Raw genomic sequence first — 15,322 nt, forward strand, 5'->3', positions numbered from 1 at the left:
TTTACACTATATCTATTATCTTGAATTAAAACCTATGAAGAATACTTACATCTCTTACTTGTTTATACTTTTTACAAGTATAGCCGTCCATGCCCAAAAGAAAAGTGAACTTTTGATGGAAATACAAACCCTTAAAGTTCAATTGGATTCAACAAAGGCTTTAGTAACAGAGGCAAGAAAGAATGAAAGAGTAAGCCTAGCAAGGGCAGAATCTTTTGAGTCCCAGGTCAAAGAATTACAAGATGCCAATGCTACCCTATTAAAAAATTTAAACAGCTTTGCTGAAATATCCAACAAAAATTCGGAAAACATAAATAAAACATTGGCCAGTCTCGAAGAGAAGGAAAAACAGTTAAAGACCATCAATGATGCTCTAGCTTCGAATGATTCAACTGCTATCATTGTTCTTACCAATGCAAAACAAACACTTGGGGAAAATGCACAAATAGGTGTATCCAATGGAGCCGTGATTGTTTCAACTAAAAAGGATGCATTTTTTTCAGAGGATACTTCTACAACAGTTTTGGAGACGGGGATACCAACTTTGGAAAAAATAGCAGCTATCCTGACGGCAAACCCAAGTATGGGCCTTACCATTGAAGGCCTAAGTATGACAGGGGAATTGGATCTTGCAGCTTTACAAGCTTCTTCACTGTCCACCATACTTCAGAAGCAATTTTCTATAGCGCCAGAACGAATCATTATCTTAGGAAAAGATGGCAATTTAAAGGAAGGGTTTAATCTAAAAATACATCCTCAATTTGGTGCTTTTTACCTAAAGGTTCGCGAAAGTATGAAAGAGGGCAATAAGAAGTAGTATTCTAAAAGAGAGGATTATAATTTTTGTAAAATTCCTACGTTCTAAAGCCATAACTATCCAAACAAAATATAAATTACCATGACTGGAGACGAAATTTTTAAACTTTTTGCTTATTTATTACCTGCCGTAGTAACCGGAGCGGTGGCTTTTTACTTTTTTAGATTACATACCAACAATGAAGAAGGAAGAAGAAGATATTTATTACATAAAGACTCTCAAAAAAATACATTGCCTATACGATTACAAGCTTATGAGCGTATGGCCTTATTTTTAGAGCGGATTGCCATTCCAAGCCTTGTGGTTAGGGTAAAACCAAAATCTTCCGATAAAGTGGATTATGAAAATTTATTGATAAAGAGCATAGAAAATGAGTTTGAACATAATCTTTCCCAGCAAGTATATTTATCTGATGAATGTTGGAACGTAATAAAAGCCGCCAAAAGCGCTACCATACAAGCCATTAGAAGTGCTGGGATGAGCGAATCCGATAGTGCTGATAAATTACGGGAGGACATTTTAAACAACAGTATGGATAAACAATCACCTTCATCAACAGCCTTATCCTATGTTAAAAAGGAAGTTGGGGAGCTTTGGTAGCTTAATTATTTACTACTGTTTGCTTTTTCCTCAGCATAGTTGAACCCCTGATACCACCACTCGGTCATTAAACTCTTGTTAAATACCAATGAATTTTCAGTTAACCTAGTTGGGGTATAGTATAAGTTAAGCTTTACCCCTCTGTGTTTAGCTGCTAAAACACCTTCAGAAATATCATGGTGTTCTATTTGGTCCAAAACAAACCCATATATGCTCAACATTAAAGAAAAGGGATTTTTACCCAACACCTTATTGTGATCCATATTTTCCGATTCCAATATAATAGCATCTATTTCTTTGGCACCCCGTCTTACTGCCTCTCGTATAGGCAGTACACATCCTAATCCACCATCACCATATTCGTACCCATCCTTTTTAGCCAAAGACATAAAAGGAATGTAATTACAAGAAATCCAAATCCAGTCACAAAATTCCTCATAGTCAAAATCTTTAATCGATTTATATTCTACTCTGTTTTTGGAAAGATTGGATACGGTAACAACAACATCTTTGTGGGTGGCCCTTATTTCTTCAAAATCTTCCGGTAAAAAATTTCGACTAATGGTTCTCCGCAATGTTTTGCTTTCTCCAAAAGTTCTCTTCTTTTTTACAAATTGCAAAAAAGTAGTTAGAAAGTTAATCGAAACATATTCTCTGTCCCCTTTTTTCCTAACAACAAATGGATTTAAACTAAAAATTTTACGTTGGGTTACATTGGTGTAAAGGTCGTATAATTTATCAATGTTGTTTAAGGCCAAATGAGGGATAAGTAAACTCCCCGTTGATGTTCCAACAAAAATATCATATTCCTTTTTTTCTACTTCCATTAAATATTGTGCGACACCCCCAGCAAAAGCTCCTTTACTTCCACCACCGCTAATGACCAATGCTCTCATTTATTCCGGTTCAATTTGGTTAATCTCTATATTTTTTCTTTTGGCAAAATTATATCCGCTCTCCCACCAACTTGTCATTTTTTCGTGATCAAAAATAAGGGAATTCGTAGTAAGCACTGTTGGTGTATAATAAAAGTTGATAATTGTATCATTATGGTTAGCAACAAACTTTCCTATTCTAATATTTTGATATTCAATTCGGTCCAACATAAAACTGAACATATTTGTCAATAATGAAAAGACATTCTTGGATGGCATTCTATTTAGGTGTGTTACTTCTGTTTGTAAAATAATAGCATCTATTTCTGTTGCTCCCCGTTTTATTGCTTCTTCTATTGGCACCATATTTCCCATACCTCCGTCGGCATATTCGCACCCATTCTTTTTTACTAAGGTCATAAAGGGAGTGTAATTACAAGAAATCCAAATCCACTCACAAAACTCCTCATAGGTACAATCGTTAATTGATTTATATTCTACTTGATTTAGAGATAAATTGGAAACTGTAACAACAATATTCTTAGGGCCATTTTTTAGTGTATTAAATTCATTTTCTGTAATGGTGTCCTTTATTAAATTTAGAAGGTTTAAACTTTCCCCAAAAGTCTTGCTTCCCCTATAAAAGTTCTTAAGCACATTCCAATGGTGAATACTAATAGTTTCCACACCATGTTTTTTTTGAATTAAAAAGGGGCAATTGCTAAAAATACTATCCTGGTCCACAGAAGTATATACATTCTTTATTTTTTCAATTGCTTGTAGGGCCAAATGCGTTATTAATAGGCTTCCCGTTGAAGTCCCTAAGAACAAATCATAGTGATAGTCCAATTCTTCCATGAGATACTGGGCCACTCCCCCTGCAAAAGCGCCTTTACTCCCTCCTCCAGAAATTACTAATGCCCTCATTATAAGTTTAGTTTTTTATTTAAAAATTCCTGTTCTTCACCATCTACCTCCACAGATAATAACAAAAATCGCTCTTTTAATGCTTCATCCTTCAAGAGTTCATCCAATAAAGTTCGGGCGAACTTTTTAAATTGCCAAGAATGATGCATGCAAGCATTGACCAAATCCTTTAAATTTTCATTGGTATATCCAAACACATCCCGCAAATATTGAAACACAGTTTGTCTAATCTCAAAATTATATTGAGGAGATGTATAGTTACTTAACTCATTAAAATAGTCCTGTTTTTGAGCATCATCATAATCCTTTGTTAGGATGGCCAATGTTAACCACAACAAACGAATGTTCTTATTGGGTAATCCCGTTATATTTTTGGTTTCATCCAAATATTTAGCCCTATCCTCCGGAAAGTACACCCACAATTTATACAGGGCTTTTTCATTGGTAAGATAGCTTTCATCTTTTAACAAGGACTCAAATTCTGTTTTTAATTCTGATGGTACGTTATCGATTTCCAAAACCAAAGCCTGACGCACTTTTAAATCATTCTCCTTAAAAATTTCCTTGATAAAATCCAAAGAAAGTGATGAGTGGTAGTTAGTTACTATGGCTTCTTTTAGAAAAGTAGATTTAGCCTTTTCCCAATATCGTTTAATAATTGTCTCGTTGTTTTCAATACTGGAAGTAAGTTCCCATTGTAAATCAAAAAAAACAGATAGTGATTCATTTGATTCTTTAAGAGCTTGTTTTGCCTTTTCAAAAGGAAACTGTGTGCCATTTAACCACTCTTTTTCAAAATTGGTTAAATCCGTTCCACTTGTCATTCTTATTTCTTTTAAGAAATCTTCAATAACCACATTTTTAAAACTATACTTTTCCAAATACCTCTTGGTGCCAATTTTAAAGGCTTTCTCTCCTACTTCTTCTTTTAGCATATGCAATGCCCATGCTCCTTTTTCATAAAATGTAAGACTACTTGCTTTGGGATTGGTCAATGCTTCTCCTTTTTCTTCTCGAGACATTTTATCCAATTGTTGGGCTGTCTCCCAAAGCCCCCAATAATAATAATCTTTTCCAAAAATTTCCTTCTCAGCTAAGTAGGCATAATAGGTAGCAAAGCCTTCATGCAACCAATGATGCTCGCTACTCACTTCGGTCACCAAATCTCCAAACCATTGGTGTGCCAATTCGTGGGCATTTACATTAACATAGTTCTTATCCACAAACCCAATGGAATCTATCACATAAGAATCTGCAAAAATAGTAGCCGTGGTATTCTCCATACCCGCGTAGAGAAAATCTTTAACCGGAATCTGTTTGTAGTTTTGCCAAGGGTAAGGAATACCTATTTCTTCTTCCAAAAAATCAAAGATTTGTTGGGAGTACCTATAAGTAGGTTCCACCTTAAGACTATCCTGTGGCTCATAGTATAATTCTATGGGGATCCCAGAAGTAGATGTAATATTCTTTTTGTCAAAATTCCCAATAACAAATGCCAAAAGATAACTGCTCATTGGATGTTGCATGTCAAAACACTGCTTATTATTATAAATTGACAGTTTTGCTTGACTTATCCCATTTGCAACTACTTCATATGGGTCTTCAACAATATAACAAATATCAAACTCCACTTTTTCAGTCATATCATCAAAACTGGGCAACCAATGACTGGTATACTTTCCTTGACCCTGTGTCCAAATTTGACTTGAACTTTTTTCAGGGTCTTTCCAACCAACAAAGTAAACAGTTTGTTTTGGTTTAGTATCATAGGACAAAAGCAATTTATATTGCTTTCCTGCCTTAAACTTTTTATGAATAGTTATGGTTTTTCCGTCGTTGCTGTAATTAACCTTTTTTCCATTCAATTCAACTTCGCTAAATTTCATGTTTTTGGCATCCAAGAAAACGGAATCTACTTTACCTAAAACATTAAATGTATACGTAACATATCCTTTAATTTCTTTTTCAATAGGAAGAGGAAGAATTTCAGCTTGTGCATGAATAAAATCCACTTTATCTTGGATTTGCGCAGAAAGTGACAATGGAATTAAAAAAAGGAATAGGTATTTTAAATGCTTCATTTATTGAAAATAACAAAAGTCAATCCAAAATACATATTTTAGTCCTATGAATCCCAATTTTCTGCAAACTCCAATTGCATACCTAAAAGGTGTTGGGCCCAATAGAGCTGAAACATTACAGTCGGAATTGGGTATTACCACCTATCAGGACCTCATCAATTTATTTCCCAATAGGTATTTGGACAAAACCCAATACTATAAAATTGGTCAGTTACAACGCAGTAGCGCAGATGTTCAAGTTTTGGGGAAAATTGTGCATATAAAAACTGTGGAGCAAAAGAAAGGAAAACGTTTGGTGGCTTCTTTTGCTGATGAAACTGGTGAAATGGAACTAATTTGGTTTCGGGGTCAAAAGTGGATAAAGGAAAACCTGAAATTGAATACTCCGTATGTGGTTTTCGGAAAAACCAAATGGTATAATGGAAAATTCTCCATGCCACATCCCGAAATGGAGCTACTAACAGAGCATGAACAAGGGCTTAAGATATTTATGCAGCCCATTTATCCTTCAACAGAAAAACTGAGTGCCAAAGGAATTACAAATAGGGTACTCAATAAATTAATGCAACAGCTTTTTTTGGATACCAAAGGTCGGTTTATGGAAACCCTATCTAATGGAATCTTAAATGAATTGAATTTACTACCTAAAAGCGAAGCCCTATTCAACATACACTTTCCCAAAAATCAGGAACTATTGGCAAAAGCTCAATTTCGGCTAAAGTTTGAAGAGCTTTTTTACATACAACTACAACTTATTACAAAAAAGCTTATTAGAAAGCAGAAAATTAAAGGATTTAATTTTGATCAAGTTGGAGAGTTGTTCAACATCTTTTATGAGGAGTACCTTCCTTTTGAATTGACCAACGCCCAGAAAAGAGTAATCAAAGAAATTAGATCGGACTTGGGCAGTAATGCCCAAATGAATAGGCTTTTGCAAGGCGATGTAGGCTCAGGAAAGACCATTGTTGCACTAATGACCATGCTTTTGGCAATTGACAATGAATATCAAGCTTGTATAATGGCTCCTACAGAAATATTGGCAAACCAGCATTACAATGGAATAAAAGAGTTGCTAGGAAATTTAAATGTAAATGTTTCCCTTCTCACCGGCTCTGTAAAAAAATCTGAAAGAAAAGTTATTCATGAACAGTTAGAAAATGGAGAACTTCATATATTGATAGGAACCCATGCCGTGTTAGAGGATAAAGTTCAATTTAAAAATTTAGGCCTGGCTGTAATTGATGAGCAGCATCGTTTTGGTGTGGCACAGCGTTCCAAGCTTTGGCATAAAAATGAAATGCCGCCACATATATTGGTCATGACGGCTACTCCCATTCCAAGAACTTTAGCTATGAGTCTATATGGTGATTTGGATATTTCTGTGATTGATGAACTTCCTCCCGGAAGAAAACCCATAAAAACCGTACATAGATATGATTCCAATAGATTAAAAGTATTTCGGTTTATAAAAGATGAAATAAAAAAAGGAAGGCAAATTTATGTTGTATACCCACTTATTCAAGAATCTGAAGCCTTGGACTACAAAGATTTAATGGATGGGTATGAAAGTATAGTACGTGACTTTCCACTTCCAGACTATCAGATATCCATAGTACATGGAAAAATGAAACCTGCGGACAAGGATTATGAAATGGAACGCTTTGTAAAGGGTGAAACCCAAATTATGGTGGCTACCACAGTTATTGAAGTGGGCGTAAATGTGCCCAATGCTTCCGTAATGATTATTGAAAGTGCAGAGCGTTTTGGACTTTCCCAATTGCACCAGTTACGAGGACGCGTAGGTCGTGGCGGAGACCAAAGCTATTGTATATTAATGACAAGTCATAAGCTATCAACAGATGCCAAAACTCGCTTGGAAACCATGACACGTACCAATGATGGTTTTGAAATTGCAGAAGTAGACTTAAAACTCCGTGGACCTGGTGATCTTATGGGCACCCAGCAAAGTGGTGCACTGAACTTAAAAATTGCAGATATAGTTAAAGACAATGACATTCTTAAAACAGCTAGATTTTATGCTTTAAAAGTTCTAAAAGAAGACCCTACCTTGACGCATGATGGACATAAAGTTATAAGATATACATATGCCCAACTGATAAAACATAAAAACATTTGGACGTATATAAGCTAGTCATTCTTTCTGTTGAACATCGTAATTTTCATATGGTAAAAGTTTAATATGAATACTAGTTTTAATAGCTTTGTTTACTTAGAATAAACTAAAGAATGAGTGCACAAAAAACATTATTTGACAAAGTTTGGGACTCGCATGTAGTCCACAATATAGAGAATGGTCCCCAGGTACTTTTCATTGACCGTCATTTGGTTCATGAAGTTACAAGTCCCGTTGCATTTTTAGGATTAAAAAATAGGGGTGCAGATGTCCTATATCCAAAAAGGACTTTTGCAACTGCAGACCATAACACCCCAACTATCAATCAGCATTTGCCCGTTGAAGACCCATTATCCGCAAATCAACTCAGAGCTTTGGAACAAAATGCCAAAGAACACGGTATTAGCCATTGGGGCCTTGGACATGAAAAAAATGGAATCGTACATGTTGTTGGTCCCGAATACGGAATAACGCAACCTGGAGCAACCATAGTTTGTGGGGATTCACACACCTCCACTCATGGTGCTTTTGGTGCCATTGCATTTGGTATTGGAACTTCCGAAGTAGAAATGGTATTGGCAACACAATGCATTATGCAGCCAAAGCCAAAGAAAATGAGAATTAACATTACAGGCACACTCAACTTTGGGGTTACTCCTAAAGATGTTGCTCTGTATATTATTTCCAAATTAACCACTTCTGGTGCAACCGGATATTTTGTTGAATATGCTGGGGATGTTTTTGAAGACATGTCCATGGAAGGTCGTATGACCGTTTGTAACCTAAGTATCGAAATGGGTGCTCGTGGAGGTATGATTGCCCCTGATAAGAAAACATTTGAATATATAAAAGGTCGAGAATTTACACCAACAGGTACTGCTTGGGATAAAGCAATGGCCTATTGGAAAACTCTAAAAACAGATGAAGGAGCAACTTTTGATAAAGAATTGTCCTTTAATGCTTCTGATATAGAGCCCATGATTACTTATGGTACCAATCCCGGAATGGGAATGGGAATCTCCAAAAGTATACCTAATGCGGACCAAGTTGAAGGTGGTAAAGCTACCTATGAAAAGTCTCTTGGGTATATGGCCTTTAATCAAGGCGAGGATATGATTGGGAAACCTATCGATTTTGTTTTTATTGGTAGTTGTACCAATGGACGCATAGAAGATTTTAGGGCTTTTGCCTCTATTGTAAAAGGAAGGCAAAAGGCTACGAACGTTACGGCTTGGTTGGTGCCTGGTTCCCACAAAGTAGAAAGTGCCATCAAGGAAGAGGGGCTTTTGGATATTTTCACGGAGGCTGGTTTTGAACTTCGTGAGCCTGGGTGTTCTGCTTGCTTAGCAATGAATGATGATAAAGTTCCTGCAGGAAAATATGCGGTAAGTACATCCAATAGAAATTTTGAAGGAAGACAAGGTCCCGGTTCCAGAACGCTTTTGGCCAGTCCACTGGTGGCCGCAGCCGCAGCCGTAACAGGAAAAGTTACAGATCCACGGGAATTAATGGAGGCTACTGTCAACTAATTACTAACAACTATCAAATAGATTATGGCATACGATAAATTTAACATACTAACGTCTTCAGCTGTTCCACTTCCCATAGAGAACGTGGATACAGATCAAATTATACCTGCAAGATTTTTAAAAGCAACAGAACGGAAAGGTTTTGGTGATAATCTTTTTAGGGATTGGAAATACAATAGTGATAATTCTCCAAAAGAAAGTTTTGTATTAAACAACCCCATTTATGGGGGTAAAATACTTGTAGGAGGTAAAAACTTTGGATCAGGATCATCTAGGGAGCATGCGGCATGGGCTGTTTATGATTATGGTTTTAGATGTGTAGTTTCCAGTTTTTTTGCCGATATATTTAGAGGTAATTGCCTAAATGTTGGTGTTTTACCAGTACAAGTAAGTCCAGAATTCTTACATAAAATTTTCCAAGCCATTGAAACAGACCCAAAAACTCAATTGGAGGTTAATTTGCAAAATCAAACTATTACAATAAATTCAACTGGCGAGAGTGAGTCATTTGACATAAACGAATACAAAAAAGGCAATTTATTAAATGGTTTTGATGATATCGACTATTTATTGAACATCAAAGAGAATATTGAAACTTTCGCACAGAATACACCTTTGTAAAACTGTATTTATTCTAACTGAGTTTTAATGCTTTTGGGTATACTCTCGTATACCGCATAGAAAATGAAAAGAAGAATTGAAATAATGGACACAACCCTCCGAGATGGTGAGCAAACCTCCTCGGTGTCCTTTTCTGCATCAGAAAAACTTACATTGGCCAAATTACTTTTAGGGGAACTAAAAGTGGACAGGATTGAAGTTGCCTCTGCAAGAGTCTCAGAAGGAGAATTTCTAGCAGTAAAAAAAATCACTGAATGGGCGGAATCAGAGGGTTTAATTGACCGAGTAGAAGTATTAACATTTGTTGACAATGGTGTCTCGTTAAAATGGATGAAAGAGGCCGGAGCTAAAGTTCAAAACTTATTGACCAAAGGCTCTCTTAACCACTTAACACATCAACTAAAGAAAACCCCAGAACAGCATTTTAAGGCAATAGCCAAAAATATTACGGATGCAAAAAAAGTAGGCATAGAAACCAATGTCTATTTGGAAGATTGGAGCAATGGCATGCGCAATTCTCCAGAGTATGTTTTTCAGTATTTGGATTTTATGTGCCAACAACCTGTTAAACGAATTATGCTTCCTGATACCTTAGGAGTTTTAACGCATACGGAGTCCTATAGTTTTGTATCTCAAATAGTAAAAAGATATCCCAATATTCACTTTGATTTTCATGGGCACAATGATTACGATTTAAGTGTTGCCAATGTTATGGAAGCACTAAAGGGCGGTTGCCATGGATTGCATTTAACGGTGAACGGAATGGGAGAAAGAGCGGGCAATGCTCCTCTCGCAAGTGTGGTGGCCGTAATCAATGATTTTTTACCCGAAATTGAAATTTCAGTAAACGAATCTACCCTATTCAAGGTAAGTAAATTGGTATCAACCTTTACTGGTTTTGGCATTCCCGCCAACAAACCCATAGTTGGTGATAACGTATTCACTCAAACAGCTGGCATACATGCTGATGGAGATAGCAAAAAGAATCTATACTTTAATGATTTGTTACCAGAAAGGTTTGGTAGAAAGCGTAAATATGCTCTTGGGAAAACATCTGGAAAGGCAAACATTCTAAAGAACCTTCAAGAACTTGGACTCACACTAAACGATGAGGAACTAAAAAAGGTAACAGAGCGAATTATTGAGCTTGGTGACAAGAAAGAAAAGGTTACCAAGGAAGATTTACCATATATTATTTCCGATGTTTTGGATAGCGATTCTTACCAACAAAAGGTATTGGTTAAATCCTATGTCCTCACCCACTCCAAAGGATTAAAACCATCGACCACTGTTTCTGTTGAAATTGATGGCGAATCATTTGAAGAGAATGCTCAAGGTGATGGCCAATTTGACGCCTTTATGAATGCCCTTAGACAAGTATATAAAACCAAAAAAATACAGTTGCCTAATTTGATAGATTACGCTGTAAGAATCCCTCCAGGTAGTCACTCCGATGCCCTTTGCGAAACTATTATCACCTGGGAAAGAGATGGTAAAGATTTTACCACAAGAGGACTAGATTCCGATCAAACTGTTTCTGCCATTAAAGCAACAGAGAAAATGTTGAATATCATATAAATTAATATACAAAGCACGTACATGAAATTAAATATTGCCCTTTTAGCCGGTGACGGAATAGGACCAGAAGTAATAGATCAAGCAGTTAAGGTATCCAATGCCATTGCAAAAAAATACAATCATGAAATTAACTGGACACCGGCATTAACCGGTGCTGCGGCAATAGATGCGGTTGGCGAACCCTACCCAGATGAAACACATGAGGTATGTAAAGCTGCCGATGCAGTGCTTTTTGGAGCAATTGGCCATCCTAGGTTTGACAATGACCCATCTGCAAAAGTGCGTCCAGAACAAGGATTGCTTAAAATGCGCCAGAAATTAGGCTTATTTGCAAACGTTAGACCCACCTTTACATTTCCTTCATTGATTGATAAATCACCTCTAAAAAGAGAGCGTATTGAAGGAACAGACCTTGTTATACTTAGAGAACTTACTGGTGGAGTTTATTTTGGAGAAAGAGGAAGGAAAGACGATGGAAACACCGCTTTTGATACCATGACCTACACAAGACATGAAATCCAGCGTTTGGCAAAAAAAGGTTTTGAATTGGCCATGACCCGTTCCAAAAAATTATGCTGTGTTGATAAAGCCAATGTACTGGAATCTTCACGTTTATGGAGAGAAACGGTACAGGCTATGGAAAAAGACTATCCAGAGGTGGAGGTTTCCTATGAATTTGTAGATGCCGTTGCCATGCGCTTGGTACAATGGCCAAGTTCTTATGATGTTATAATAACTGAAAATCTTTTTGGTGATATTCTAACAGACGAAGCTTCTGTAATTTCAGGCTCTATGGGATTAATGCCTTCCGCCTCCGTTGGGGAAGAAGCATCTTTATACGAACCCATTCATGGTTCCTATCCACAAGCAGCCGGTAAGGATATTGCCAATCCATTGGCAACCGTATTATCAGCAGCCATTATGTTTGAAGATTTTGGGCTGACTGAAGAAGCTCAAGAAATAAGAAATGTTGTAAACAAATCTTTAGCCGAAGGCATTGTTACAGAAGATTTGGCAGAAGGTGGCAAAGCATACAAAACCAGTGAGGTTGGTGATTGGTTAGCCAGCAATATTTAAAAACAGTATGTATAAAATAAAAAAGCCCTGAAAAAATTTCAGGGCTTTTTTACAATCCTCTCTTTCAATATATTTTATGGATGATATGGCATAAGCCTTGTTCTTACCCTACTTCTTCTTCTAAAGAACAATATACCTAAAGCTATTATGATTCCAGAACTGGCCATTAACGAGCCCACTAATCCGGCTGTGGCAAATCCATATCCCAAAGCTATTGGCAAACCTCCTAGGTAAGCTCCTAAAGCATTGCCCATGTTAAATGCACTTTGCGTCATGGAAGAACCCAACATTGCCGAACCTTTTGCCGATTTAATTACTGCCATTTGAATAGGCGTTGCCACACTAAAAGAAACCACACCCACAGCAAAGGTCAGTACTAAAATTGCGATAGAGTTGGAGGCAACCATTGTGTTGATTATTAATACGCATACCATTAAAGTTAAACTAATGACTACAGCTTTCAATGGATAATACCTTTCTGCCATTTTTGCTCCAACAAAATTACCAACAACCATTCCCAAGCCGGCAATAATCATTGCGTAACTCACCATGCTTTCACTTAGTCCCGACACCTCTGTTAAAAGCGGAGCAATGTAGCTGTACCAGGCAAAGAAACCACCTGTGCCAATCATTGTCAATAAAATAAGCCCTATAAACTCCGGTTGCCAAAGTACTCGCACCTCCCTTTTAAAACTTGTTTCGGGTTCTTTTTCAATTGTTGGCATCCATAAATAGATACTCAACATGGTTAAAATACCAATAGCGCCCACCATTATAAAAGAAATACTCCAATGAAATTCATGTCCTAAATAGGTACCTATGGGCACCCCTATCACATTGGCTATGGTTAAACCAGCAAACATAGTGGCAATAGCACTTGCTGTTTTTCCAGGCTTGCTCAATTTACCTGCAACTACTGCTCCAATTCCAAAGAATGCACCGTGTGGAAGACCAGATAGAAATCTTGATACCAACAATACGGAATAGCTCTCCGCAAATGCGGATAATGTATTAAATACCGTAAACCACACCATTAAGTATAATAAGATTTTATGTGCTTGAAATCTACTGCCTATAGATGCTATCAAAGGAGCGCCAACAACAACACCAAGTGCATATGCCGCAATAAAATGTCCTGCCTGTGGTATGGTAATTCTTAATGCGCTTGCAATATCTGGTAGAATGCCCATTATAACAAACTCCGTCAATCCAATTCCGAATCCTCCTATTGCCAAAGCAATCAATGCTTTTTTATTTGTCTTTCCTAAAATCATATCTGTCGATTTTTAAATATCAGCTAACACAAAGGTTGGCCAATATGGTTAAACAGAATCATTAATTAGTTGACAAAATTAAGCGCACTTTACATTGTAATTATATGGTGTCTTATCCAATATATGTGGTTTTATAACATTATTTACTCCATTTTCACTAGATAATGGGTAATAAATAACATAATAAAACATTTATGGTATTTGTTTTCTTACCTATAAAATATAGTCCGTGCTTAAAAAATTAGACAGTTTTGCTTCTAAAAGCTGTTCTATAGTTTCATTGTTAAGATCATTATCCTTAAAGGCGACGAACGTTCTAATAGAGAAAGAACGTAATGCATCATGAACACTCAATGTGGACTGTGCAGAATCTTTTCTGCCCGTAAAAGGATAAACATCTGGTCCACGTTGGCAAGAACTATTTAAATTCACCCTACAGACCAAGTTGGCCAAGGTATCAATTAGCGGGGCAAGTGCGTATACATCCTTACCAAATAGACTTACTTGCTGCCCATAATTGGATTCCGCCATGTCATCCAACGGCTCTTCAATGTTTTTAAAAGAAACAATCGGAATTACAGGTCCAAATTGCTCTTCTTGATAGACTCGCATGTCTTTGGACACTGGATACAAAACAGCGGGCCATATATAATTATCAAAATGCTGTCCTCCCTTTTTATTCCATATTTCAGCTCCTTTTTCAACTGCATCATCAATTAATTCTTGAATATATGCTGGCTTATCTACTTCTGGAAGTGGTGTTAATTGAGCACCATCATCCCAAGGGTTTCCAAATTTTAAAGCATCAACTCTAGCAGTAAAACGTTTTTTAAATTCGGGCAAGATGTCTTCATGAACATATACCACTTTTAACGCAGTACATCGCTGTCCATTAAAGGATAAGGTTCCTGCAATACACTCATCAATAGTTAAATCCAAATCGGCATCTGGCAATACAATGGCCGGATTCTTGGCCTCCAACCCCAATACCAAGCGCAACCTATTGCTTTTAGGGTGTTGTTCCTGCAAGGCATTAGCCGATTTACTGTTGCCAATCAACGCCAGAACATCAACTTTACCAGTTTGCATAATTGGGGCCGCAACCGCCCTACCTCTTCCAAAAAGGATATTAATGACTCCTTTGGGGAAACTTGTTTGAAAAGCCTCCAGCAATGGAGTAATTAATAAAACTCCATGTTTTGCCGGTTTAAAAATAGCCGTATTGCCCATGATGATTGCCGGAATCAAAAGCGCAAAGGTTTCATTCAATGGGTAGTTATATGGACCTAAACACAAAACCACCCCTAAAGGCCCCCTGCGTATATGAGCATAAACCCCAGAATGTTTTTGGAATTTAGCTGAGTCTCTGTCCAGTTGTTTATAATCCTCAATAGTATCATAAATATATTCTACTGTTCGATCAAATTCCTTTCTAGAATCTGGTAAGGATTTACCTATTTCCCACATTAACAACTTTACGACTTCATCTCGTTTGGTTTCCATTTTTTTTACAAATGACTCCATGCATTCTATGCGATCTTTTACGCGCATGGTAGGCCATACACCCTGACCTTTATCATAAGCATTTAAGGCAGAATCCAAAGCCCCCAAAGCTTCTTTTTCCCCCATGCCTGGAATACTGCCCAATAATGTTGGAGCATAGGCCTCACTTGACGAAATAGTAGAATATACTTTTGTACTATCTCCTTCCCATTTCTTTAGTTCACCATTTACCAGATAATGGGCCTGGTTAATAGGGTGTGTAATTTGAAATTCTTCTGGAATGATCTCTACTTTTGTACTCATTAA

The 15,322-nt window shown here is 37.0% G+C and carries 12 protein-coding genes; 7 read left to right on the top strand and 5 right to left on the bottom strand.

The window, feature by feature from the left end:
- Positions 1 to 34: 34 nt before the first annotated feature.
- Together GGR42_RS02550 and GGR42_RS02555 are read left to right on the top strand one after the other, a co-directional pair.
- On the top strand, positions 35 to 817 hold the full coding sequence (locus GGR42_RS02550; RefSeq protein ID WP_167960542.1) for an OmpA family protein: 783 nt from the start codon (positions 35 to 37) through the stop codon (positions 815 to 817).
- Positions 818 to 898: 81 nt separating this feature from the next.
- Positions 899 to 1,417, top strand: coding sequence for a DUF7935 family protein (locus tag GGR42_RS02555; protein ID WP_167960544.1), 519 nt, complete (start codon positions 899 to 901; stop codon positions 1,415 to 1,417).
- 5 nt (positions 1,418 to 1,422) lie between these two features.
- Here the strand turns inward: GGR42_RS02555 and GGR42_RS02560 are convergent, their stop codons facing one another.
- Genes GGR42_RS02560 through GGR42_RS02570 form a run of 3 tightly spaced genes read right to left on the bottom strand, consistent with a single transcriptional unit; the run spans position 1,423 to position 5,300 of the window.
- Positions 1,423 to 2,313 (bottom strand): patatin-like phospholipase family protein, encoded by an 891-nt coding sequence (locus GGR42_RS02560; protein ID WP_167960546.1) that lies wholly within the window; start codon positions 2,311 to 2,313, stop codon positions 1,423 to 1,425.
- The gene (locus tag GGR42_RS02565) at positions 2,314 to 3,219 is read right to left on the bottom strand and encodes a patatin-like phospholipase family protein (RefSeq protein WP_167960548.1); all 906 of its coding nucleotides are present in this window, start codon (positions 3,217 to 3,219) and stop codon (positions 2,314 to 2,316) included.
- Entirely contained in the window at positions 3,219 to 5,300 is a 2,082-nt protein-coding gene (locus GGR42_RS02570; protein ID WP_167960550.1) for a M1 family metallopeptidase, read from the bottom strand. Before GGR42_RS02570 ends, GGR42_RS02565 begins: the two co-directional genes overlap by 1 nt.
- Before the next feature lie 46 nt (positions 5,301 to 5,346).
- Between GGR42_RS02570 and recG the strand changes: the two genes are divergently transcribed.
- From recG to leuB, 5 genes are all read left to right on the top strand, one after another.
- Entirely contained in the window at positions 5,347 to 7,452 is a 2,106-nt protein-coding gene (gene recG / locus GGR42_RS02575) for an ATP-dependent DNA helicase RecG (RefSeq protein WP_167960552.1), read from the top strand.
- Positions 7,453 to 7,547: 95 nt separating this feature from the next.
- Entirely contained in the window at positions 7,548 to 8,963 is a 1,416-nt protein-coding gene (gene leuC, locus GGR42_RS02580; protein WP_167960554.1) for a 3-isopropylmalate dehydratase large subunit, read from the top strand.
- A gap of 24 nt (positions 8,964 to 8,987) precedes the next feature.
- Positions 8,988 to 9,584, top strand: coding sequence for a 3-isopropylmalate dehydratase small subunit (gene leuD, locus GGR42_RS02585; RefSeq protein ID WP_167960556.1), 597 nt, complete (start codon positions 8,988 to 8,990; stop codon positions 9,582 to 9,584).
- A 63-nt stretch (positions 9,585 to 9,647) separates the two neighbouring features.
- The gene (locus tag GGR42_RS02590; RefSeq protein ID WP_167960557.1) at positions 9,648 to 11,162 is read left to right on the top strand and encodes an alpha-isopropylmalate synthase regulatory domain-containing protein; all 1,515 of its coding nucleotides are present in this window, start codon (positions 9,648 to 9,650) and stop codon (positions 11,160 to 11,162) included.
- A 21-nt stretch (positions 11,163 to 11,183) separates the two neighbouring features.
- The gene (gene leuB / locus GGR42_RS02595) at positions 11,184 to 12,239 is read left to right on the top strand and encodes a 3-isopropylmalate dehydrogenase (RefSeq protein ID WP_167960559.1); all 1,056 of its coding nucleotides are present in this window, start codon (positions 11,184 to 11,186) and stop codon (positions 12,237 to 12,239) included.
- 74 nt (positions 12,240 to 12,313) lie between these two features.
- On the opposite strand, the gene GGR42_RS02600 is transcribed toward leuB, so the two are convergent.
- Positions 12,314 to 13,513 (bottom strand): MFS transporter, encoded by a 1,200-nt coding sequence (locus GGR42_RS02600; protein ID WP_167960561.1) that lies wholly within the window; start codon positions 13,511 to 13,513, stop codon positions 12,314 to 12,316.
- 213 nt (positions 13,514 to 13,726) lie between these two features.
- Entirely contained in the window at positions 13,727 to 15,319 is a 1,593-nt protein-coding gene (locus GGR42_RS02605; protein WP_167960563.1) for an NADP-dependent glyceraldehyde-3-phosphate dehydrogenase, read from the bottom strand.
- Positions 15,320 to 15,322 lie beyond the last annotated feature (3 nt).

The organism is Saonia flava, from assembly GCF_011927795.1.
Taxonomy (GTDB): Bacteria; Bacteroidota; Bacteroidia; order Flavobacteriales; family Flavobacteriaceae; genus Saonia; species Saonia flava.